This is a genomic window from candidate division KSB1 bacterium, assembly GCA_034505495.1.
Lineage (GTDB): Bacteria > Zhuqueibacterota > Zhuqueibacteria > Residuimicrobiales > Krinioviventaceae > Fontimicrobium_A.
This window is the reverse complement of the sequence record JAPDQV010000009.1, coordinates 46,185-68,475: the sequence shown is the minus strand read 5'-3', so window position 1 is coordinate 68,475 and position 22,291 is coordinate 46,185. Positions and strand designations below refer to the sequence as shown.

Annotated in this window: 20 protein-coding genes; 5 read left to right on the top strand and 15 right to left on the bottom strand. The window is 52.0% G+C overall.

Annotation, left to right across the window (positions count from 1 at the left end; translation table 11 throughout):
- Positions 1-7: 7 nt before the first annotated feature.
- From ONB24_05925 to ONB24_05865, 13 genes are all read right to left on the bottom strand, one after another.
- Positions 8-667, bottom strand: coding sequence for a zf-HC2 domain-containing protein (locus tag ONB24_05925; protein MDZ7315644.1), 660 nt, complete (start codon positions 665-667; stop codon positions 8-10).
- A gap of 11 nt (positions 668-678) precedes the next feature.
- Positions 679-1,296, bottom strand: a complete 618-nt coding sequence (locus tag ONB24_05920) for a sigma-70 family RNA polymerase sigma factor (GenBank protein MDZ7315643.1) — start codon at positions 1,294-1,296, stop codon at positions 679-681.
- 13 nt (positions 1,297-1,309) lie between these two features.
- The gene (gene holA / locus ONB24_05915) at positions 1,310-2,329 is read right to left on the bottom strand and encodes a DNA polymerase III subunit delta (GenBank protein MDZ7315642.1); all 1,020 of its coding nucleotides are present in this window, start codon (positions 2,327-2,329) and stop codon (positions 1,310-1,312) included.
- A gap of 15 nt (positions 2,330-2,344) precedes the next feature.
- Complete coding sequence (locus ONB24_05910; GenBank protein ID MDZ7315641.1) at positions 2,345-3,163, bottom strand: undecaprenyl-diphosphate phosphatase; 819 nt, start codon at positions 3,161-3,163, stop codon at positions 2,345-2,347.
- A gap of 84 nt (positions 3,164-3,247) precedes the next feature.
- Positions 3,248-5,095: a penicillin-binding protein activator gene (locus ONB24_05905; protein MDZ7315640.1), complete on the bottom strand. Its 1,848-nt coding sequence runs from the start codon at positions 5,093-5,095 to the stop codon at positions 3,248-3,250.
- A 16-nt stretch (positions 5,096-5,111) separates the two neighbouring features.
- Positions 5,112-6,944, bottom strand: coding sequence for a glutamine--fructose-6-phosphate transaminase (isomerizing) (glmS, locus tag ONB24_05900; GenBank protein MDZ7315639.1), 1,833 nt, complete (start codon positions 6,942-6,944; stop codon positions 5,112-5,114).
- 9 nt (positions 6,945-6,953) lie between these two features.
- Positions 6,954-8,498, bottom strand: coding sequence for a glutamine-hydrolyzing GMP synthase (gene guaA, locus ONB24_05895; protein ID MDZ7315638.1), 1,545 nt, complete (start codon positions 8,496-8,498; stop codon positions 6,954-6,956).
- The gene (gene surE / locus ONB24_05890) at positions 8,492-9,271 is read right to left on the bottom strand and encodes a 5'/3'-nucleotidase SurE (GenBank protein MDZ7315637.1); all 780 of its coding nucleotides are present in this window, start codon (positions 9,269-9,271) and stop codon (positions 8,492-8,494) included. The genes guaA and surE overlap by 7 nt, the downstream gene beginning before the upstream one ends.
- A gap of 9 nt (positions 9,272-9,280) precedes the next feature.
- The gene (gene accD / locus ONB24_05885; GenBank protein MDZ7315636.1) at positions 9,281-10,141 is read right to left on the bottom strand and encodes an acetyl-CoA carboxylase, carboxyltransferase subunit beta; all 861 of its coding nucleotides are present in this window, start codon (positions 10,139-10,141) and stop codon (positions 9,281-9,283) included.
- Positions 10,142-10,161: 20 nt separating this feature from the next.
- Positions 10,162-10,650 carry a ribosomal protein S18-alanine N-acetyltransferase gene (gene rimI, locus ONB24_05880; protein MDZ7315635.1) on the bottom strand — a complete coding sequence of 163 codons (489 nt, stop codon included), beginning with the start codon at positions 10,648-10,650 and terminating at the stop codon, positions 10,162-10,164.
- On the bottom strand, positions 10,637-11,323 hold the full coding sequence (tsaB, locus tag ONB24_05875) for a tRNA (adenosine(37)-N6)-threonylcarbamoyltransferase complex dimerization subunit type 1 TsaB (GenBank protein ID MDZ7315634.1): 687 nt from the start codon (positions 11,321-11,323) through the stop codon (positions 10,637-10,639). Before tsaB ends, rimI begins: the two co-directional genes overlap by 14 nt.
- Positions 11,320-11,784, bottom strand: coding sequence for a tRNA (adenosine(37)-N6)-threonylcarbamoyltransferase complex ATPase subunit type 1 TsaE (tsaE, locus tag ONB24_05870; protein ID MDZ7315633.1), 465 nt, complete (start codon positions 11,782-11,784; stop codon positions 11,320-11,322). The genes tsaB and tsaE overlap by 4 nt, the downstream gene beginning before the upstream one ends.
- Positions 11,781-13,343, bottom strand: a complete 1,563-nt coding sequence (locus ONB24_05865; GenBank protein ID MDZ7315632.1) for a bifunctional response regulator/alkaline phosphatase family protein — start codon at positions 13,341-13,343, stop codon at positions 11,781-11,783. The genes tsaE and ONB24_05865 overlap by 4 nt, the downstream gene beginning before the upstream one ends.
- A 148-nt stretch (positions 13,344-13,491) precedes the next feature.
- Between ONB24_05865 and ONB24_05860 the strand changes: the two genes are divergently transcribed.
- From ONB24_05860 to ONB24_05840, 5 genes are all read left to right on the top strand, one after another.
- On the top strand, positions 13,492-15,255 hold the full coding sequence (locus ONB24_05860) for a DNA topoisomerase I (GenBank protein MDZ7315631.1): 1,764 nt from the start codon (positions 13,492-13,494) through the stop codon (positions 15,253-15,255).
- Positions 15,239-15,928, top strand: coding sequence for an NUDIX hydrolase (locus ONB24_05855; GenBank protein ID MDZ7315630.1), 690 nt, complete (start codon positions 15,239-15,241; stop codon positions 15,926-15,928). The genes ONB24_05860 and ONB24_05855 overlap by 17 nt, the downstream gene beginning before the upstream one ends.
- A gap of 12 nt (positions 15,929-15,940) precedes the next feature.
- A complete protein-coding gene (locus ONB24_05850) occupies positions 15,941-16,702 on the top strand; it encodes a PEGA domain-containing protein (protein MDZ7315629.1) in 762 nt (253 codons plus the stop codon).
- Positions 16,703-16,810: 108 nt separating this feature from the next.
- Positions 16,811-18,706, top strand: a complete 1,896-nt coding sequence (locus ONB24_05845) for an ABC-F family ATP-binding cassette domain-containing protein (GenBank protein MDZ7315628.1) — start codon at positions 16,811-16,813, stop codon at positions 18,704-18,706.
- A gap of 78 nt (positions 18,707-18,784) precedes the next feature.
- Entirely contained in the window at positions 18,785-19,870 is a 1,086-nt protein-coding gene (locus ONB24_05840) for a hypothetical protein (GenBank protein MDZ7315627.1), read from the top strand.
- Positions 19,871-19,925: 55 nt separating this feature from the next.
- Here ONB24_05840 and ONB24_05835 read toward each other — a convergent pair whose 3' ends face one another.
- The gene (locus ONB24_05835) at positions 19,926-21,299 is read right to left on the bottom strand and encodes an oxidoreductase (protein MDZ7315626.1); all 1,374 of its coding nucleotides are present in this window, start codon (positions 21,297-21,299) and stop codon (positions 19,926-19,928) included.
- Positions 21,300-21,321: 22 nt separating this feature from the next.
- The gene (locus ONB24_05830) at positions 21,322-22,152 is read right to left on the bottom strand and encodes a sugar phosphate isomerase/epimerase (GenBank protein MDZ7315625.1); all 831 of its coding nucleotides are present in this window, start codon (positions 22,150-22,152) and stop codon (positions 21,322-21,324) included.
- Between the last annotated feature and the right edge of the window lie 139 nt (positions 22,153-22,291).

Below are 22,291 nucleotides of genomic sequence, written 5' to 3'. Positions count from 1 at the left end.
CGTCGAATTAGAACTGATACTGGCTTGCCTGAATAACGCGCGCTCCGTTCAACTCAGAGGACGGGGGAGAGAAAAGGCCGGTCGCAGGTCTGGGTGCCCGCCGCAGGTCAGGATAGCCGTCGGCGTCACGATCAATGAGCGTTCTGCGGCTCGCTTGAGCAGGATAATTAACCCATTCAACGCCTGCAGGTCGGGTGTTGACGTATTTGATGACCTTGATGCGATTAGCCGTGGTATCAATTTGCGTAACGACGAAATGTGCGGAAGCCTCGGCATTTTGTCGCAGCAAATCGTTGAGCGCCGCCAGCTCGCGTATTTGTTTGTCCATAGCCGCTTTCTGCAGCTGAGCGCCGAGAAAAACGAGCAGAACCGCCGCAGCTGCAAAGACTGGAACGGTCCTCCACGAAGGCACTGGGAAAACGGTATAGCGGGATGCATGACTCTGTTCACGACGTACGCGATAATACAAGGCAGCGTCAAAATAGGGGGTGGGCTTAGGTTTCGGCAGTTCTTTCAGGCGGCGGCAGACAACCTGGAAAGCAGAAAAATTTTCCCGACATCTGGAGCACTCCTCCAAATGCTGCTCGAATGCAATCCTTTGATCCTCTGCCAATTCGCCCTCATGATATGCCGAAAACAACTTTTGCACTCTGTTGCAAAGGGACATGCACACCTCCATTACTTGTTTTCCGGTTTGATCGCTTTCAGCTTGGCCTGCAGTTTCAACCTTGCCCGATTCACCCGTGATTTGACCGTGCCGAGCGGAATTCGCAGTATAGAACCTATCTCTTCATACGAAAGTTCCTGAATATCTCGTAAAATGATCACTTCGCGGAAGCGCGGAGAAAGTTCGGAAATGGCCTGTTGAATCAGCTTGTCGGTCATGGACGAGTCCGCTTCGCGTTCCGTATCCATTCCCTCGTCTTCGATTTCGAATTCTTTTTCGTCGAACCCCATATCATTGATGGAGACGAGGCGGCGGCGTTTGCGCCTTCGCAATTCGGTTTTGGCAAGATTTCCGGCTATGGTGTAAATCCATGTGGAAAATTTAGCAATCTGTCGATAGGCGTGGCGCTTGCGGAAAAGCCGTAGAAAAGTCTCCTGAACCACGTCTTCCGCTTCCTGCTGGTTGCCCAAAAATCGATAGGCAAACAGGTAGAGCTGGTCGCGGTATCGGCGGACCAACGTATCATAGGCGGCCAATTCGTCGTTTTGAAAAAGCCGGATCAGCTCCTCATCGGGCAAAGCATCGAAATCGAAATAATCGGAATAAACGCTGTCTTTTCCCTTAGCCATCGAATCAACCGTCTTATTCGTTTTTACGCCCGAGGGTCACGATTTCCATCACCAAAAGCTGCAAAATTAATTCCGGCTTTTGCGCACTCGATTTAAGCTGTTGATCGGCTTCCAAAAGCAAAGAAAAGACCTGGTCGAGCTGTTCCGTGCTGTAGCGATTCGCTTGATAAAAGATTTTTTCGACAAAATAGGGATTGACCTTTAACGCCGCAGCAAGCATCTCTTTTGGACTTTGCCGATCAAGCTCTTTGGCTTTCGCTAATGAAGCAAAGTGCGTAAACAGAGAGGCGACGATGCCGACCGGCTTTTCGCCGACCTCCAGCAGCCGGTTGAGGGTGCGAACCGCTTTGACCGCATTGCGTTCACCGAGTGCGTCACGTAACTCGAACACCGTAAATTGCCGTGAACTGCCGACCACCTTTTCCACATCCGCCGCCTCGATCACTTTGCGGCCTTCCAGTAAAAGCTCGATCTTTTCGATTTCGGATGCCAAACGCAGCAGCGAAGCACCGATTTCAGCCTGCAGCAGAGAGACCGCTTCCGGTGTAATGCTGTACCCGCGCTTTTTTACATATAGTGTCAACCATTGCGGAATTTGATTCTCGTACAGAGGCCGACATTCCAAAACATAGACGGAATCCGGCAACTTTTTGACAAAACCGCTTGCAGCGTCCATTTTCGCGCTGCTCATGACGAGACAGGTGGTAGGCGAAGGGTTAGCTGCATAAGAAAGCAAGAGTTTCAAGCCTGCATCCGGCATCAGGTGAAGGTCGCGCACGAGCACGACGCGCCGCTCCGCCATCATCGGGAACGAGGAGGCGGCGTTGACAACCGTCGCTGCATCGCATTCGTTCGCATAAAAAATGTCTAAATTGAAATCGCGATCCTGATCCGTCAGCGCTGCACGAAGGAGATCGTCCGTATACTGCTGAATCAAGAATTCTTCCGCACCGAAAAAAAAGTAAACCGGCGAAAAATCCTTTTTTTCCAATTTTTGATAAAAATCGGTTTCGGTGTTTTTCGGCTTGGGCAAACCGATTCCCTCCGATCAGATGAGCAGCAGTCCTAAAAGGCCGAGCAACAGACAATAGGGGGCAAAGTAATAGAGTTTGCCGCGGCGAACAATGGCCAACAAAGAACGGATGGCGGCCAGTCCTGAAATATAGGCGCAGACCATCCCGACAGTCAGAACAAGAAGCGTGTCGCCATCCAAACCTGCTTGAATAACGTCGACGGTTTTCAAAAGCGTCGCCCCTAAAATAGCCGGAACGGCCAACAGGAATGAAAACCGCGCGGCCTGATCGCTGTCGACCTTTTGCAAGAGGCCGGCGCTGATGGTTGCGCCCGAACGGGAGATGCCGGGTAAAATGGCCGCCGCCTGAGCCAAACCGATTATGAATGTATTGAGCAATGCCAGGCGGTTTTGTCCCACCTTTACAAAGAACGTCGCAGCTAAAAATCCGGCCGTGATCAGCAGCATGATGGAGGTCAGGCGTGGGCTGCCGAATACTTGTTCGATCTGATCTTCGTATAAAACGCCGATGACGCCGGCCGGAATCGAGGCGATGATCAAGTAAAGCAGAGTGCGCACATCTTGGTTCTGGCGATAAAAAACCGCCAAACCGTTCTGCCGCGTCTGCCGACCGAACAAAGCAAAAAAGGCCGCAAACAGACGCAGGATATCTTGATAGAACACAGTCAAGATGGCGAGAAGCGTTCCAAAATGCAAAAAAACCTCAAACTCCAGCCCGATGCCCTCGAAATGGAGAAAATGCTCGGCCAAGACCAAATGTCCCGAACTGCTGACCGGCAGAAATTCCGTCAAGCCTTGAACAATACCGAGAACGGCCGCTTTTAAAAAATTCATCTGTGTTTTCCTTTTTGATCGCTCATCCGTTTCATTTCCGGCGGTGCTAAAATTCGTTTTGCCGTTTCAAGTGCGAACGCAAATTTAATCCAATGTGTTCAAGCGGAACACGTTGCCGTCGACGAACTGGAGGATGTTGACAAATTGATTGACGCGCTGCGGATTGTTCAGGCGTATGAACGTGCCGACACCCTCAAAGTCCTTGACTCCGGCAAGAAAAGCCTTCATCGCCGCGCCCGAACGATTGCCCTCATCAAGGCCATCGAGAATAAGCTGCAAGGCATTATAGCCGTATGCAGTCATGGGCGTGGGCTCGTGTCCGATCTCGGCAAGGCAATTTTCAACGAATTCTTTGTAGAGCAAATCCGCTTCGGAAAAATAATAGCCGGAAACGAAAATCATTTTGTTGAGATAGGACTGCTGCTCGCGTAACTTTTCGAGATTGTAGACCTGATCACCAGCTAATAGCTGCGCTTTGATATTATAGAGTGCGTACTGCGAGGCAATAAACGGTAACTCTGCTTCATTCATGGGAATGAACACCGCATCCACAGCCTGCATGGGGATGCGGGTTTGTTTTGGAAGTTCCGCGCGATTTTCCGATTTGCGTTTGGCCGATTGGTTCATTTGTTCATAAACACGGTCTACCTCAGCCGGGTCGGCCGAACGTCCGCCGACAGTCAGAGATTGGCGTACCGAATAGCGGAACCCTGCCTCGCGGATTGCTTCCAGCTGCGAGGAAAAGTTGGTCGAATCCGGGTGGTAGGTTTGGCGGCAGACCATCACACCGCCCAATCTTGCCACCTCTGCGGCAAAAGCCTCGGCCCAGCGCCTGCCGATTTCATCCTCCGGTGTCAGCATGGCAAAGGTTTTCGCACCCAATGAGCGAACCGCAAAAGCCGCCAAAGCTCTGCCGCGGATATCGATGGGGCTGTTGAGTTGAAAAAGATTGTTTCCGCCCGCCGTCAAAATCGTTTCGGTCGCCGTCGGCATGAGCAGCGGAACTTCAGTGTTGGCTATCAACTCGGCGATGGCCGAAGACTTGTCCGCTTCCAGCTCCCCAATGATCGCGTCAATACCCCCGCTGACTAGTTCCTGCGTCAGTCTGCGCGCATCCGCAACCGAACCGGCAGTATCTCCCAAGTAAAGCTCGACAGGGGGAGACATATTCCGACGAAGCTTCACAGCCAAAGCCGCACCGGCAAGGAACTCTTCCGCTTCTTCGCTGAAATAACCGCTCAGGGGCATAAGCAAACCGACGCGGAAAGGTTTTTGCATGGGTTGTGCGAGCTTTTCTTTGAGCTTCAAGGCGACGGTTCGATAGCGCGATTCTGTTTTTTCAGCCAAGAGCTGATCGATTAAGGCGCGCGCCCGCTCGGCATCTCCGGCTTCCATATTCGCCTGCGCCGCAAGAATCAGGAGAATGGGACGTGCCTTGTTCCATTCCGGCTGTCGTGAAATCTCTTCGATTTGCCTCGCCGCACCGATTGACCGAACAAGCTCCGCTGCAGCCGCTTCGAAGCGGTATCGCATCTCTGCCTCGGCAAATTCGACGGCATAGGCAGTTTCTACCAATGCTCCTACCCGATCATTTTTTTGATTCAAAGCCTGCGCTTTATAAAAATGCGCAAACGGAAGATAGCGACTTGAGGGATAGTCCTGCAGGAGCAGATCGGCATATCGAAGAGCTTTATCCGGTTCCTGCCGGTCCAAGTAAATCTTGCTCAACAGCAGCAGCATGCTCGACCGCTTGGGATTTTCGGGCAGTTTTTCGATCATACTCAGCAATTGTGCCTCGGCTTTTTCATAATCGCCGTTTCGGAACAGAATGAGGGCGGATTGAAAACTGCTTTCACCGAACGAAGGCTGAGCTTTGATCCCGACTGCGCCGAGAAGGAACAGGACGGTCAAAAGACCCAAAATGCGCTTCAAAATGATTCTCCGATCTTTATTCAACAGTTACGCTTTTCGCTAAATTACGGGGCTGATCCACATCGCAACCGCGCAGCACCGCCACATGATAAGCCAGCAGTTGCAGCGGGATAATGGTCACCAAAGGATTGAGAGGCTCAAAAGTCTTCGGCACGTAAATGACATGATCCACATGCCGCTTGATTTCTTCGTCGCCTTCCGTGGCAATCGCAAGGACGCGTCCTCCGCGGGCTTTGACTTCCATAATGTTGCTGATTACTTTGTCATAGATTGAGTCGCGCGTGGCGATGACTACAACCGGCATTTTTTTGTCGATGAGGGCGATCGGGCCGTGCTTCATTTCTGCTGCCGGATAGCCTTCCGCGTGAATGTAGGAAATTTCCTTCATTTTCAACGCGCCTTCCAGCGCCACAGGAAAATTGTATCCTCTTCCCAAGTAGAGAAAGTTCTTGGCGCGGTAGTATTTTCTGGCAATGGCATATATCTTTTCATTTTGCGCCAAAACGCGCTCGACTTTTTGCGGCAGTTCGTACAGCGCCTGGGCAAATTCGCGTCCTTTGGCATGCGACATGTTGCGCATGCGCGCCAGAAGCAGGGTCATCAGCGCCATGACCACCACCTGCGAGGTAAAGGCTTTGGTCGAAGCGACACCGATTTCCGGACCCGCGTGCAGGTAAATGCCTGCATCGCTTTCCCTGGCGATCGTCGACCCGACGACATTGCAGACGCCCAGCACTTTACTGCCTTTTCTCTTGGCTTCGCGCAGCGCCGCCAGCGTGTCCGCCGTCTCGCCGGACTGGCTGATGCAGATGACGACCGAAGAGGGACCGAGAATGGGGTTACGGTAACGGAACTCGGAGGCGTACTCGACTTCAACCGGTATGCCGACGAATTCCTCGATCATATACTCGGCAATCAGTCCGGCATGCCAGGAGGTGCCGCAGGCCGTTATGACGACGCGATTGGCGTTGAGCAGCGATTGAACCTCGTATTGAATGCCGCCCAATTTGGCAGTTCCCTCTTCAAGAAGCAGCCTGCCGCGCATGGAATCCTGCAGCGTTTTCGGCTGCTCCATGATTTCCTTGAGCATAAAGTGGGGATAGCCGCCTTTTTCCAAGGTCGACACATCCGTGTCGATGCACTCAACGTGCGGCACGACGGATCGGTTGTCGATGGTGCGGATGGTAATCCCATCCCGCTGAACAAGCGCCACCTCGCCGTCCTCCAGAAAGGTGACGTCCGTCGTATAACCGACGAGGGGTGCGGCATCGGAGGCAATGAAATATTCACCGTTGCCGTGACCGATGACCAACGGACTTCCCTTGCGCGCCGCAATGAGCTGATCGGGATAGTCGGCGTGCATGACAATGATGCCGTAAGTTCCTTCCACCCGGCGCAGGCTTTGCAGTACAGCCTCGAAAAAGCTGCAGCCCTGCTCCATTGCCTCGGCAAACAGATGCGGCAGCGTTTCGGTGTCGGTTTCCGAGGCGAAACGGCAGCCGCGATTAATCAGTTCCCGCCGCAATTGCGCATAGTTTTCAATTATGCCGTTATGCACTACGGCGATTTTGCCGCTGCAGTCCAAATGCGGATGCGCGTTTATTTGCGAGGGCGCACCGTGTGTCGCCCAACGTGTATGGCCAATGCCGAGGGTAGATTCGAAAGACCTGCCGTTGAGCAAATTCTCCAACGCACTGATTTTGCCAACCTGTTTTTCGATAAACAAATTGCCGTTGCCCTGCAGGGCAATGCCGGACGAATCATATCCCCGATATTCCAGCCTTTTCAAGCCGTTGAGCAGGATCGGCAAAGCGTTTTTGGTGCCAATATAACCTACGATTCCGCACATATAACCCTCCTATTCCCATTCGATGGTGCTGGGCGGTTTGGAACTGATGTCGTACACCACCCGATTGACTCCTTTGACCTCGTTGATAATGCGATTGGAAACCAAAGCGAGGAGCTCGTGCGGCAGAGGTGCCCAATCGGCCGTCATGCCGTCGGTGCTGGTGACGGCTCTCAGCGCCGCAACATTTTCATAAGTTCGCTCATCGCCCATGACGCCGACGGACTGCACCGGCAGCAACACGGCAAACGCCTGCCAGACTTGATCGTAGTAGCCGCTTCGCCGCAGCTCCTGAATGAAAATGTGATCCGCTTGTTGAAGCACGGCAATACGCTCCGGCGTCACCTCGCCCAAAATTCGTACGGCAAGTCCTGGTCCCGGGAAGGGATGCCGGCCTAGTATTTCTTTCGGCACGCCAAGTTCGGCGCCGACGCGTCGCACCTCGTCCTTAAACAGCTCGCGCAGAGGTTCGATCAAAGACAATCCCATGACTTCCGGCAGACCGCCGACGTTGTGATGCGATTTGATCTTGACGGAGGGCCCTCGTACCGACGTGCTCTCTATGACGTCCGGGTAAAGGGTGCCCTGAACCAAATAATCCACTCGTCCGACCTTGCTCGCTTCTTCCTCAAATACACGAATAAATTCCTCGCCGATGATCTTTCGCTTTACTTCCGGATCTGTTATGGTCTTAAGCCGTCTCAAAAAGCGATCCGCGGCATTCACCAGACGAAACTCGAAATCCGCATTGCGGAAAAAGGCGGCGACTTCTTCCGCTTCTTTATAGCGCAAAAGCCCGGTATCGACAAAAATGCAGACCAGCCGCCTGCCGACGGCCTTTGCCACCAAATAGGCGGCAACAGTGGAATCTACGCCGCCGCTCAGCGCACATATGACACGACCCTCGCCGACCTGCGCGCGAATGCTCTCCACCGTCGACTCGATAAAAGCGCCGGCGTTCCAGCCGCCGCGACAGCCGCAAATGCGAAAGACAAAATTCGCTAAAATTTCCTTGCCGTTAGGTGTATGCACTACCTCCGGATGAAACTGCAGGCCAAAGATCGGCAAACGCTCATGCTTCATGGCGGCAATCGGCGAATTGGCGGTTTTGGCAATGGCGCAAAAACCGTTCGGCATTCGCGTCAGATGATCACCGTGACTCATCCAGACGTCGAGACGCGGCGGAAGACCATGAAACAGCTCGTCGTCTTCCAGTACCTCGATGACCGCTCGGCCGTACTCTCGGCGCGACGCCCTGGATACTTCTCCGCCCAACAAATGCGCCGTCACCTGCAGGCCATAGCAAATGCCCAAGATCGGGATGCCGAGTGAAAAAAGCTCCGGTTCCGGCAAGGGCGCGTCGGCGGCATAAACCGAAGCCGGTCCGCCCGAGAGGACGATTCCCCGCGGATTGATTTTTTTGATCTCTTCTGCCGAAGTAAAGTAGGGTTTTATTTCCGAATAAACCCCCAACTCACGAATACGTCGAGCTATCAATTGGGTATATTGCGAACCGAAATCTAAAACCAACAATATCTCGGAATGTTCACTTACCATGTCATCGATTCCAAATTTAAAGATTTGAGCCGTTCGATCATCGGATAATAGGTCAGGTTATAATGAACCGGCGTAATGGAAATATAGTTCGCCTGCGTTGCCGCATCATCGATGCCCGGATCAGTTTCAACATCGACTTTGTAACCGGTCAACCAGTAGTATTTACGGTTATAGGGATCCCTGCGAACGTGATATTTTTCCATATATTTTGCCATTCCCTGTTCGGTTATGCGGATGCCCTTGATCTCTTGCCGCGGCACCGCCGGCACGTTGATGTTCAAAAAAACATCGGGGGGAAGGGGAAGGCTTTTAAAGACCTGCAAAAAGCGTGCTGCGAACTCGGCGGCAAAGGTAAAGTCCGGGTTGACATAGGTCGTCAGCGAAATGGCAAATGAAGGTATGCCCAAGATGGCGCCTTCGGTTGCTGCTGAGACCGTGCCGGAATAGATTGTGTTGATGCCCGTATTGGCGCCCTGATTGATGCCGGAAATGAGCACGTCGGGCTTGGGCTTTTTCGCCAATAGCGCCCAATAAGCGATTTTAACGCAATCGGCCGGGGTTCCGGTAACGGCATAGCCGTAAAAACGGCCGTTTTTCTTTACCTCGGCAACGCGCAGGGGATCGGTTAGAGTAATGGCATGACCGACCGCACTCATCTCGGTGGCGGGTGCGACGATCATAATCTGCGCGACTTTGCCGACGGCTTCGGCAAGCGCCGCCAAACCCGGAGCATTGATGCCGTCATCATTCGTCAATAGAACTCGCAGTGCCATGAAAAGTCCTTAATTTTGATGATACGCCGCTTCATCCAGGAAAAAAGTCAGGAGGGAGTAAAGAGTCTGTTTGAGTTCTTTGCGATGGATCACCGCATCGATAAAGCCGTGCTCCAACAAAAATTCGGCGCGCTGAAATCCTTCCGGAAGGTCCTGACCGATGGTCTGTTTGATGACCCGCGGGCCGGCAAAACCGATTAGAGCGCCGGGCTCTGCCAAAATCACATCGCCCAGCATAGAAAAGCTTGCCGTGACGCCGCCGGTGGTCGGGTGGGTAAGAATCGAGATGTAAGGTAAGCGCGCCTCGGCCAGCATGGCCAGTCGCGCCGAGGTTTTGGCCATCTGCATCAGCGAATAAGCTGATTCCTGCATCCGCGCGCCGCCGGAAGCAGAGACGATAATCAGCGGCAGGCGCTTTTCGAGCGCCAACATCGTTGCGCGGGCAATTTTTTCCCCAACCACGGAGCCCATGCTGCCGCCGACAAAACGAAAGTCCATCACGCCCAAAACCACGGGAATACCGTTAATGGCAGCCGTTCCGGTCTTGACGGCCTCGGTCATGCCTGTCTTTTGCATGGCTTTTTTAATGCGGTCGATATAGCGCTCCGAATCCTTGAACTTTAAGGGATCTGCCGAACGAATGTTGGCAAACGTTTCAACAAAACTGCCCTCATCGCAGATCAACGCAATATACTCGTTGCAGGTTATGCGGAAATGAAATCCGCACTTGCTGCAGACGGAATACTGACGCTCCAGCTCTTTCTTGTAGAGCACCTCGCCGCAGTTTTCGCATTTGATCCATAGTCCGTCCGGCAATGCCTTTTTGTCCGTTACCGTTATGCCGGCTTTTTCTCTTTTAAACCAACTCATGTGCTTACTCCGTTAAATATTTAAAGCTTTTTCGCCATCACCAAGGCATCTTCCTGCGGATGAAAGTAGTAAAACTTTCGTCTGCCGATGACTTGAAAGCCGATCTTTTTGTATAGGTTGATCGCCGAGGCATTCGATTCACGAACTTCCAGGTAAAGAAAAGTCAATCCTTCTTCCTTTGCCCGCTCAATAAAAAAATTCAACAAATTATATGCAATACCTCGACGACGATACGCCTGCGCCACGGCGAGGTTCAAAATGTGCATCTCGTCAAAAAGAATGCGATAGACAATATAAGCGACAACGGTTCCATTTTCGAGCACAACAACATAGGCAGTCGATTTTCCTTCGGACAACTCGTATTGAAACGCCTCTCTGCTCCAAGGGTCGGTAAAAGACTCTTCTTCCATTGCCACAACCGCATCCAGGTCTGCTTCGACCATAGGACGAATGCGGGCTTGGCAACCGTTAAAAATAAAAGTTTGTTCTATCGGCTTAAGTGTGAGCATTCGCAGTCGCTTCCAGCGGCCTGGGTTTGCCGGCAATAAAGTCCTGCAGATAGAACGGTTCACTTGCATCGAGGTCCATAAAGTCGCCTGCGGCAAAACGGGGAAGCGCCGCCAAACCGACCGCTTCAGCCGAAGGCAAAAAATTTGGAATTACTCGACAGTTTTCCGGCAGTTTTACAGCCTCGCCATCTGCATCGAGGATGATGAGGCACGGGCCGGTAAACTCTGCAGCAAGATCCGCTCCGCGAAGCAGTTGAATTTTTCCTATCGATTGCGGCTTTCCTCCTATAAATCGGTAGTCGGCAAGATAGTATTCGTCTGCGCGAGATTTTCGGAGGACATAAATCGTTTGATCAACCGGAGGAAGCCGCCAGACCATCGCCTCAAGCGAAGGAACCCCGATCAACGGAATTTCGCGGGCTAACGCCAGCCCCTTTGCAGCCGCCAGGCCGATTCTAAGCCCGGTAAAAGAGCCCGGCCCGATGCTTACAGCCACGGCGGAAAGCTCAGAAGCAGTCGTTTTAGCCATATGCAGTACCGTTTCGATCTGATGAAAGAGAACGGATGCATGAGCGTTTTTGAGATTGGTTCGGCACTCGGCAGCCAAATGTCCTTCAAGAAAAAGCGCCGCCGCGCAGATTTGCGCTGAAGTTTCGATGGCTAATAGGTTCATTCCTGCCAAAATATTTTTATTAGACGGCTTCTTGCCTCCAGCTCGGGGTTCCATTCCAGCTGTACCATGTAAAACTTTTCGGGTAGGAGGCCGAGAATGCGCTCCGGCCACTCCAGAAGGCATACGCCGTCCCTGTAAAAATAATCCTCGATGCCCAAATCCAAGGCTTCTTTTTCGGAATCAATGCGATAGAAATCGAAATGATAGATCGGTAACCGCCCACAGTATTCGTTGATAAGCGTGAAAGTCGGGCTGGTCACGGCGTCCTTTACGCCCAAAGCACGGCAAATTCCTTGAATAAACGTCGTCTTGCCGGCACCCAATTCGCCCGAAACGCAGACCACATCGCCGCGCTGCAGCCGTCCGGCGAAATCAGTAGCGATTTGACGCGTTTCTTCCTCTGAGCGTGTTAAATGTTCGAAAAGCAGAGTCCCAGTCTTTATAAACACATCATGATTCATTTCGGCTCCAAAGTGACCACCGGAAGAATCATTTCTTCTAGAGAGATGCCGCCGTGCTGAAAGCTGTCGGCGTAATAGTTGAGATAGTAATGGTAATTCGTCGGATAGACAAAATAGAAATCCTCTTTGGCAATAATGTAATTAGAATTGATGCCGCGCGATGGCAGGCGGTACTCTGCCGGATTCGGGATAATCAATGCCTGCTTCGGATCGGCCTTGATGTTTTTGCCGTACTTGTAGCGCAGACTGGTCGACGTTCGGCGGTCGCCGATCACTTTGGCGCCGCGCAGGCCGCGGATGCTGCCGTGATCCGAGGTGATGACCACAGTGTTTTCGTGCTCCGCCAAATGCTGCAGCGCCTGAAAAATGGCCGAATGCTCGAACCAGGCGCGAGTCATGGACCGAAAGGCGGCTTCATCGGGAATCATTTCTTTCAAAAGATCGATCGAACTGCGCGAGTGAGCCAAAATATCGACAAAATTCAATACAATCGCACCGAGCGGCGCCGAAGCGTACTCATTGATACGCCGCGCCACGTCCGTCGCTTCCTTGACATCCAAAATTTTAGCGTATTTGATCCCCCACTGATGGGCAGGGGAGAGCCGCTTTAACAATTCTTCGAGCAGCATATGCTCATATCGATTGAGGCTTTGATCATCTTCCTCTTCGGCTGCCTCTTCCCAAATCTGCGGATACATGCGTTCAATGTCTGCCGGAAAAAGACCGCTGAAAATTGCGTTTCGCGAATAGGGGGTAGCAGTCGGCAAAATCGAGTAATAGTAATCGCGCGTAATCCTGAACCAATTCCGCAGCAACGGCTCTAAAACGAGCCATTGATCGAGGCGAAGGGCATCGATGACCAAAAAGATGGTCCTCTTGCCGTTCTTCAGGTGGGGCAGGACATAGTTCCCGATGATGTCGACCGAAAGCGGCGGCCGGCTGGAAGCGTAGAGCCAGTTTTTATAGTGATTTTCGATGAATTTGCCGAATGCAGTATTGCAGGCGCGGCGCTGATCTGAAAGCAGCTGCTTAAGTCCCAACTCGGGATGAGCATCCAGCTCCAATTCCCACTCGGACAACTCGACGTGGATTTCAATCCAGTCCTTCCAGTCGAGCGGCTCCATAAGCCTGAGGGAAAGCTTGTTGAATTCTTCCGCGTAATCGCGACTTAGGATATGGCCGGCGATCTTGCGTTTTTCCAAAAGCTTTTTGCAGACGAGCAAAATTTGGCTCGGATTGACGGGCTTGGTCAAATAATCGTCAATTTTAGAGCCGATGGCTTCTTCCATCAGCGACTCTTCTTCGCTCTTGGTCACCATAATGATCGGCAGGCCGGGGCGTATTTCTTTGATTTCGGACAAGGCGGAGAGGCCGTCCATGCCGTTCAGCATCTCGTCGAGGAGCACAATATCGAAATCTTCAACCTTCACGCGCTCGACTGCGTCCTCGGCGTTCGTCAATGTGGTGACCGAGTAGCCTTTACTTTCCAAATAGAGAACGTGCGGCCGCAGCAGCTCGATCTCGTCGTCAACCCAAAGTATTTTCTTTTCGTTGCTCATAGAGTCTCTATTATAGATTTTAAGGTAAGAATTTTTCCGGCGTGAGTCAATTCTTTTAATAGACAACTCTTTTGCAATTATTGGCTTGCAAAAATTATATAAAGTTTGTTAATTTAAAATCTTCATGTTATGCAAAAATAGGGAGCCTATGCTCAAGCAGCTTATTCATAGGGGCGTTCTTGTACCGGAACCGCCTCCTTATCAGGGTCTGACGATTAAAATCGACGGCAAACCGCACAAATTGACACCCAAGCAGGAAGAAATGGCATTAGCGTGGGTGAAAAAGCTCGGCACGCCGTATGTGCAGGATTTGGTTTTCGTCAAAAACTTTATGGCCGATTTCAGCCGCGCCTTGGGATTCGAAAAGCCGCTGCAGATCGATCAGATCGATTTCAGCGAGGTCATCGAGTTTGTTGCCGCCGAAAAAGCCAAACGCGAAGCTATGAGCAAAGAGGAGCGCAAAGCTTTGGCGGCGCAGCGAAAGGCTTTGCGCGAACAGCTCAAAGAACAATACGGCTATGCCATTGCCGACGGCGAACGGATTGAACTGGCGACCTACATGACTGAGCCGTCCGGCATTTTTATGGGACGAGGCAAACATCCCTTGCGCGGCCGCTGGAAAGAGGGCGCACAGAAAAAAGACGTTACCCTCAACTTGAGTCCGGACGCCGAAATCGATCCGTCGGAATGGAAAGAAATCGTTTGGCAGCCCGATAGCCTGTGGGTAGCGCGCTGGGAAGACAAGCTTTCAGGAAAGCTCAAATACATTTGGCTGCACGACAACACGCCGATCAAGCAAAGACGCGAGGCGCAAAAATTCGACAAGGCCATCGAGCTGGCGGGAAAAATCGAGGCGGTGCGGGAGCATATAGCCAAAGGACTTACGGATCCTGACCCGAAAATTCGCAAAATTGCCACCGCCTGCGCGTTGATCGATCATCTTTGCCTGCGCGTCGGCGACGAAAAGGACCCGGATGAAGCGGATACGGTCGGCGCCACCACACTGCGTCCTGAACACCTAAAGTTTCATGATGACGGCACCGTAGAGTTTAAATTTTTAGGCAAAGACTCGGTTCTTTGGCATAAGCGCATTCCATTACCGCCGCAGGTCGTCGAAAATCTAAAGGAATTGGTAGCCCAGGCGAGGCCTTCGGCTTCGGCAAAAAACAATAAAAAGCATCCTGCCTACAACAAGCCGCAGATTTTCCCGGATGTCAGCAGCCGCAATGTCAACGCCTTTCTGTCAAAGGCCATGCCGGGATTGACCGCCAAGGTGTTCCGTACACATCACGCCACTCAGGTCGTCAGTCGTTCACTGGCCGCTTCCGATGTCGATGCCGATGATCCGGAATATGTAAAATGGGCTGCGGCAACAAAGGCCAACACCGAAGCGGCGATCCTCTGCAATCACACCCGCCAGGCGCCGAAGAACTGGGCTGAACGCCGCAAGCGCTTTAAAGAACGGGAAAAAGCCCTTTCCGCACGATTGAAGCAGATCCAGGAACAGCTAAAAGCCGCAAACGAGGCGTTGAAACAGCTGAAAAAAGAGGCGTCGCAAAAGAAAAAAGAAGCCGGCAAGAACAAAGAAAAACTTGTCGAGCGCTATCGAAAAAAGATCGAGACCCTGCAGAAAAAGATCGAAACGCTTCAAGATCGCGAAGAAAAAGCGAACTTTGCCTTGGGAAAGCTGCGGGCGCAAATGACCATCGCCATGGAGAACCGCGAATGGAATTTGACGACCAGCCAAAAGTCTTATATTGATCCGAGGGTCTACTACAATTGGGGTCTGCAGGTTAACTATGACGTGCTGGAAAAGTATTACTCCCGCACTCTGCGCACCAAGTTTCAATGGGTAAAAGAGCAAGAATACAACGAGGACGCCGAAAAGGAAGAGGATGACGACGCGGATTAGGCCGGCCGACTGGAAGGACGTGCTGCACTCAGAGCTTCATGCCCCATGGCTGCATGCCAATGAAGTGATCGAGTTGTGCGAAAAATACGGGCCAACCGATTTTTATCGCGCCAAGCTGCAGGTGGGCAGGCAATATTTTTACGGCTTACAGCAAATTTATTATGAAAAAAGGGACAGAAGGGGCGAGGTTGTCCTAATCATCCGTAGCAGCCAGAACCGCATACTGCTCCATACCAAGCCGTTCTATCCGCCGAACACCTTTCGTTTACCGACCGGAGGAATCAAACCGAACGAAACCGTCCTGCAGGCTCTGCATCGTGAACTCGCCGAAGAGACTTCTTTCTCGCCTCTCTTTATCCACTTTCGCGGCCTTGTACTTTCCTCGATAGTTTGCGCACGACGAAAAATGGGACTATGCTCCTATCTGTTCGAGGTTGTTACGGAAGGCACTCAGCCGCGGCCGCTTGATTCGAGCGAGAATATCAGCGGTTATGAATGGGTGCCGAGACCCTATTTGGCAAAAGTAATCGAACAATTGGAGAGCTTTACCATCGAGCGTTGGCGTCATTGGGGCGAATACCGCGCCGTTGCCCATCGCATAGCCGCAGGCCTCAGCCATCCAAGCCGTAAACGATCGGGGGCTGAAAGGCGTCTTAAGAACGACCCAAAATAGGAGAAGCGAGCGATGAAAAAAGTTCTCTTGTTCACTTTTCTTTTTTTCGTGATTTTGTTGAGCTGTAAAGGCCGAGTAACGGTTGATGAGGCTTACAACGCCATTCGCCCGGTCAAGCAATTGGAATTGCCTTCCCAGATCGCTGAAAACCTTGTAGTCGAAATTAAAAACGTAGCGGATCCCAGAAGCAGCTATAAAAACCGCGTCGAGCTCTATTTGAACGATCGACCGATCGATCCCGATTGGCTGGTTTCCAACATTCAAAATACCTTTGTCTACAAGTTCCGCCTCCGACCCGGATATTACAAGCTGCGCGCGGTCTATATTGCCAACATCGGCTGGGGGGAGGAAGAATATCCGATTTTGAGCGAAGACCTCATTCGGGTGCAGCATGACAAACGGACCGTAGTGACTGCCGAGATCGTCAAAAAGCCGAACGGCGAGCCGGTCAATCGCACCATGTATTTCACCGCCCGCATGGAGTCGCTGGAGATGGAATACGTCCCAACCGGCGCAACCGAAAGCGATTTTCCGCCGGATGAAGGTTCCGGCCAGGTCCTGCTGCAGATCAATACTGTACCGGAGCACGCTCAAATCATCATAGACGACAAAGTGGTCGGTCAGTCTCCGTTGCGGACGCCGGTGAGCCGAGCATCCGGCCATGTGCTGCAGGTTTCCTCGCCGGGATATCGCACCAAAACCATCTATCTTGATCAGACGAAATTCGGCAACAAGGAGATCTATCACGTCATTGCCGAGCTTGAAAAAGAATAGCGTAAGCTTTTTGTCTTGATGAGACCTTCCACTCATTTAAAAGTTCGCCCGAGAGACTTACAACTCTGATATATGGTCAGCCTCCAGGGTATTTACTACGAAATCGGCGTGCGACAACTTTTGCGCGGCATTGATTGGGCTATTCCCCAAGGAAGTCGAGCCGCGCTTGTCGGGCCGAACGGCGCAGGTAAAACCACGCTCTGCCGGATTCTGACGGGTGAAATCCGACCCGATCGGGGGAACATCCTCAAACCGAAAGACTATCGTATCGGCTATTTGCCGCAAGAAGAGATCGATCAACGCGACCAACCCATTCTCGACTGCGTCATAGCAGGCAAAGAGGAAGCGCTAAAGCTTGCCGAAAGGATGGAGGAGCTTCGCCGACAATTACAGGCGAATCCCAGTGAGGAGCTGATTGCGCAGTTGGGAGAGATCGAGCACCGATTCCAGGCACTCGACGGCTACAAGATCGAAACGCAGGCCAAGGCCGTACTCAGCGGCCTCGGCTTCAAACCGGACGATTTCAATCGTTCTTTACACGAGTTCAGCGGCGGCAAGCGAATGCGCGTCTATTTGGCCAGGCTGCTGCTGATGAATCCCGATCTCCTGCTTCTCGACGAGCCGACGAATCATTTGGATATCGCTTCTTTGGAGTGGCTGGAAGAGTATCTCTCAGATTTTCGCGGCAGCGTGGTCGTCATCTCGCACGATCGCTTTTTTATCGACCGCATCGCACAAAAAATCTACGAGCTTTATAACGGACGACTAAAGGGCTACACGGGCAACTATCATGCTTATGAACGGCAAAAGGCCTTCGAACGGGAGACCGCCCTTAAGCAATCGCTCTTGGTCGTAAAAGAGCGAAAAAAGCAGCAGGAGTTTATCGACCGTTTCCGCTATAAAGCAACCAAGGCGCGTCAAGTTCAAAGCCGCATCAAGGCGTTGGAAAAACTACAGGATGTCGAGCTGGAAACAGCTCCCAAGAGCTATCGGATCAGACTGCAGGCCGCCGAGGAAAGTTATCACGACATTATTCATTTGCGGAATGTTTGGTTTCGCTACGATCGCGATTGGGTGTTGAGAAATATCTCACTCGACCTCTATCGCGGACAAAAGGCGGCGCTGGTGGGGGAAAACGGCGTCGGCAAGACGACGCTGGCCAAGCTGATGGCCGGATTTTTATCGCCGCAGCAGGGTTACGTACAGCTCGGCAGGAGAGTGACCGTCGGTTACTATGCCCAGCATCAGACCGAGGCTCTCGATCTTTCATTGACGGTCATCGATCAGGTGCTCGGCTTTTGCGCCGAAGAACAGATTCAACACGTTCGCAACCTGCTCGGCTTGTTCGGATTTCACGGCGACGACGTTTTTAAACCGATCGCCGTTCTTTCCGGAGGGGAAAAGGCGCGCGTCTCGCTTTGTCGCTTCCTTCTCTCGCCGGCCAATTTTCTTATTATGGACGAGCCGACCAATCACCTGGATATGGCTTCCCGCGAGGCTTTGGAAGAAGCCTTGTCCTCTTACGACGGTACGCTGTTGCTCATCTCTCACGACCGCTATTTCCTCGACAAAATCGTCAATCGTGTGTTCGAGCTTCGCGATGGCGAGCTGCATCAATACGAAGGCAACTATAGCGACTATTTGCGGCTCCGCCGGCCGCTTCCCGAATCGCCACCCCCCGAGCGTAATGAAAAAACATCATCCCCCGGATATAAATCCAAGGAAGAAAAGCGTCGGGAAGCTGAAGCCCGGCAGGCTGTATCAAAGCGGCGTAATGAACTAACGACGTTGATCAACCAATTTGAAACTGAAATCATGCAGCAAGAAGCACGTCGAGAAGAGGTGGAGCGACTTTTGGCCGATCCGCAGACCTATAAAGACGGCGCTCGGGTTGCATCTTTGGCTCGTGAATTGAATCTTATTAAAGTAAAAATCGATGAATTGTATGCGCAATGGGGCGCAACCCAAAACGAATTGGAAGAACTGTTACGCTCTCTGCCTTAACTGAACCTTTTCTTGGCGAACAGTTTAGAGTTTTATATTTTTAAACGCATAGGGAGAGTAAATCATTTTGAGGAATGTATGAAGAGAAGTTTGTTGATCTTTACCCTTGTTTTTATGATCGTGCTTCAGCTCGCTTCCTGCAATAAATCGCCGAGCAGCACCATCGACAACCGGCCGCCGCAACTTTCCGTGGACAAAACGGAAATGAATCTCAGCGGCAGCTCACGTTACGACCAAATTCTAATTGTCAATGCCGGCGGCGGCCAGCTCAAGTGGTCGATAGCCGAAAAGCCGAGTTGGCTGAATGTCAGCAATATGGTCGGCTGGGTTACGCAGGACACTTTTGTGCTCAAGCTGCAGACCAACTTTGCAGTCTTGGAATACGGCACCCATACCGGCGTCCTTCGCATCGATTCCAACGGCGGCAATGCCGAGATTCAATTGAGGCTGGTCTACAGAGCGCCCGTGTTGGGCATCGATGTGCCGATCGTCAACATGGATCGCCGTTTCACTTACACCCAGCTGGAAATCCGCAATGCGGGCGGCGGCGAGTTGGTGTGGAGAATCGATCGCGCGCCGGAGTGGCTCAAGTTCGAGGTTACGTCGGGAAGTGTCTTTGATCGGCCGGAAAAGGTTCCGTTTCGAGCCCGCCTGCGCATGTTGAAATACGGGCAGTATCAAGACGAGGTCAAATTCGTTTCAAACGGCGGCGAACACCTGCTCAAAGTTTTTTTAACTTATGAGCGAGAGGTCGAGGTCTATCCGGGTGTCGGCGCGGCCAACGTCGATTTGGGAGACACCTATACGATGGTGCAGAACAAACTGGGAAAACCCGACCGCAATTGGTATGAAAGGCCGGAGAAAACGGTGTTCATCCACCATTTTACCTATGACGATCTAGGCGTTCACTTTAGCGTGACCACCAATTCGATGATTCTCTACGGCAGCGGCAAAGTGAACTATATCGAAGTCTATGCGCCGTATGACGGCCTTACGCCCGAAATGATCGGCATCGGAAGCGCATCCGGCGAACTTGTGCAGAAATACGGCCAGCCGCTGCAAAAGAACGGAGATGCGTGGATCTATCCGGGCATCACCTATGTGGTTCAGTCCGGCAGGATCGTCAAAATGATTCTCAAAGACGAATCGATTACAAACGGATAAAAGCCGCCGTAAAATGAGTCGGTAAGGCTAAAAAGGGCTTTGTAAAAAGCCCTTTTTAGTTTTCCATAAGAGCTTTCTGCAGCGCCGCCGTTGTTGTGTAATACTTGGCGATCATGTTCGGGACTTCCCAGTCCGGCAATTTTCCCGCCTGAAGATAACTGAGGAACTTTTCCATCACCTGCGCGAAATGGGCTTCATGGCCGACGCGATATTTGTCGGGCACAAGGACCCGCCACTCGTCATTACCGCGTTCGAGACCAAGGCCAGGATATTCGTTGGCCAGCTTTTCGATCGCCGCCTGCAGGGCCTTTTCGAATTCTGCCGTTAAAGCTTTTGAATTGGGACGCACATACAATTCGGGGCGATAATTTTCCGCTTTGCCTTGACGAATGATTAAATCCGCTTTACTGCCGCGCATGATGGAAAAATGGGTGTCGCCTCCGCCTTCGGGAGCCTGAAAATTCCAAAGTACCGACACTTTGGCATGGATGTTTTTTAGGCGATAAACGATCTCGCCGTTGCTGAATACAACCAGATTTCCGTCGCTGACATAAGGCTTTAGGTAGTCAGGATAATCGTCCAGATGAGTGACCTGCTTGAACTGAGCAGGAGTCAAGATGGTCGGCCAACGGCGCGCGCGTAAGATCTCGACATCGTTTCGATAGTCCAAAATCTGTTCCGGAAAGCATTCCCACTGAATCAGATCGATCAGATGCGTCGTTACGTCGACGAGGCCTTCGCCCTGCTGGGTGGTGTCAAAGAACCAGGCCGGCCGTTTGAGCGGCGCGCCGGAAACATACTTGAAAAAGTGGTGCACGCTTTCTTTGGTTATAGCGGGTTCGTCCGGCGTTCCTGTCAGCAGTTCGCCAAAAACATCCGGTATGCCGGACAAGCGCTTTTGCAGAATGGTCGTAATTTCGTAGCGTTCAGTCATGATGTCGTAAAGCAGCACGCCTTTTTTTTCTGCAGATGCGAACGCCTCTTTGATCAGCTCGAACCCTTGGGCGTCGATGCACAACGGTTTGTCCGCCAAAACGTGAATTCCGGCGTCGACGGCGGCTTTAATGTATTCCGCTTTTCGGCGGTTGTTGCCGGCAGTCACCAGCACGTTCCCCGGCTTTTCCTGCAAAAGTTTCTGCAAATAGTCATCGCCTCGATAGACGATTTCCTGCCAACGCGTGGGATTCTCCGGCCGCGAGTTATAAGATTCGATGCGGCGTAGATGCTCGTATAGTTCGTCGCCGTCCGGCGCATAGACATAGACTTGAGGGGAAACCTGCGGATACATGGTTTTCTGCACCAGTGCCGCGTGAAAGTGGCCGGGATCGAGCGTCATAAGAGTAAACATCGCCTCGGTTTGCCGGGAATTCTTGCAGACGATGAACAGACTGCCGATGCATGTCAGAAAAAGTAATCGTTTGCCGTACATAGAGGATCCTTTCGTCGTTGGCTCACCAGGTCGCCATAACACCGCGCAAATATCCGATCGACTCGGCGGCGCCGGGCAGGGGATCTTTTTCGTCCTTTTCATATTCGAGTGAAAGACGTCCTTTGTAATGCATTTCCGCGACAGTTTTAAGAAATTTTGGGATATCGATGACGCCGCGTCCGATTTCCACCGTCGTGCCTTCGGGAGCCGGAGCGCTGACATCCTTTATATGAATATCATAGATGCGGTCATGGTAAGCGCGAAATTGCGCCGTCGGATCCAATCCCAATCGCTGGGCATGGCCGATATCCAGGCAGATCCCCAGGCGGCGGTTGCGATTCACGATTCGATCATAAATGCTTTGCGGCGTAGGATAAAGCAGATCTCCCGGCCCATGGTTGTGAATGGCCACGATCAAATCGTGCTGCACGGCCAGCTGTTCGACCATATCCAAAAGTTCGTGCTTCGGTACGCCGATCATCATCTGCATGCCGGCAGCTCGACAATACTCGAATGCCTGCCTGACCTCAGCTTCCGTGTTCATATAGATCACGCCGCCGCCGTACAGCTCGATTCCGGCTGCGCGTACCTTTTCCGCAGCTTTTTTAATCTCTTCCGGTGAAGCTTCCAACGGCAAATGAAAGCTCTTTAGGCAAATGTGCCGAACGTCTAACCGTTTCGTCATCTCGAGGCACGTTTCGAGATCGAACGCGCGAAAAGAGTAGGAGGCGATTCCCAGCGTCAGCGGTTCCATGCCGACGGCAGCCTCTGCCCGCTTGACGGAATGAGAAAGTAGGGAAGCCGCCCCCAATGCCGCGCCCATTCGTGTAAAAAACTCTCTTCGTTTTATCATTTTCACCGTTCTCCTGTTGGGCTTTACGATTTTGTACCGGCAATTTTAGCGATTCCTCATGTCAATGTCAAGCGTGGATCCCAAATGAAAAAAATCGGAAAATTTCGCTTGGTTGTTTAAATTTAAAGCGGAGAATACT

What these genes read in the sequence shown, in the direction of transcription:
- ONB24_05925 (MDZ7315644.1), bottom strand. Translation starts at nt 667, where the DNA reads ATGTCCCTTTGCAACAGAGTGCAAAAGTTGTTTTCGGCATATCATGAG.
- ONB24_05920 (MDZ7315643.1), bottom strand. Translation starts at nt 1,296, where the DNA reads ATGGCTAAGGGAAAAGACAGCGTTTATTCCGATTATTTCGATTTCGAT.
- ONB24_05910 (MDZ7315641.1), bottom strand. Translation starts at nt 3,163, where the DNA reads ATGAATTTTTTAAAAGCGGCCGTTCTCGGTATTGTTCAAGGCTTGACG.
- glmS (MDZ7315639.1), bottom strand. Translation starts at nt 6,944, where the DNA reads ATGTGCGGAATCGTAGGTTATATTGGCACCAAAAACGCTTTGCCGATC.
- guaA (MDZ7315638.1), bottom strand. Translation starts at nt 8,498, where the DNA reads ATGGTAAGTGAACATTCCGAGATATTGTTGGTTTTAGATTTCGGTTCG.
- surE (MDZ7315637.1), bottom strand. Translation starts at nt 9,271, where the DNA reads ATGGCACTGCGAGTTCTATTGACGAATGATGACGGCATCAATGCTCCG.
- accD (MDZ7315636.1), bottom strand. Translation starts at nt 10,141, where the DNA reads ATGAGTTGGTTTAAAAGAGAAAAAGCCGGCATAACGGTAACGGACAAA.
- rimI (MDZ7315635.1), bottom strand. Translation starts at nt 10,650, where the DNA reads ATGCTCACACTTAAGCCGATAGAACAAACTTTTATTTTTAACGGTTGC.
- tsaB (MDZ7315634.1), bottom strand. Translation starts at nt 11,323, where the DNA reads ATGAACCTATTAGCCATCGAAACTTCAGCGCAAATCTGCGCGGCGGCG.
- tsaE (MDZ7315633.1), bottom strand. Translation starts at nt 11,784, where the DNA reads ATGAATCATGATGTGTTTATAAAGACTGGGACTCTGCTTTTCGAACAT.
- ONB24_05865 (MDZ7315632.1), bottom strand. Translation starts at nt 13,343, where the DNA reads ATGAGCAACGAAAAGAAAATACTTTGGGTTGACGACGAGATCGAGCTG.
- ONB24_05860 (MDZ7315631.1), top strand. Translation starts at nt 13,492, where the DNA reads ATGCTCAAGCAGCTTATTCATAGGGGCGTTCTTGTACCGGAACCGCCT.
- ONB24_05855 (MDZ7315630.1), top strand. Translation starts at nt 15,239, where the DNA reads ATGACGACGCGGATTAGGCCGGCCGACTGGAAGGACGTGCTGCACTCA.
- ONB24_05850 (MDZ7315629.1), top strand. Translation starts at nt 15,941, where the DNA reads ATGAAAAAAGTTCTCTTGTTCACTTTTCTTTTTTTCGTGATTTTGTTG.
- ONB24_05840 (MDZ7315627.1), top strand. Translation starts at nt 18,785, where the DNA reads ATGAAGAGAAGTTTGTTGATCTTTACCCTTGTTTTTATGATCGTGCTT.
- ONB24_05835 (MDZ7315626.1), bottom strand. Translation starts at nt 21,299, where the DNA reads ATGTACGGCAAACGATTACTTTTTCTGACATGCATCGGCAGTCTGTTC.
- ONB24_05830 (MDZ7315625.1), bottom strand. Translation starts at nt 22,152, where the DNA reads ATGATAAAACGAAGAGAGTTTTTTACACGAATGGGCGCGGCATTGGGG.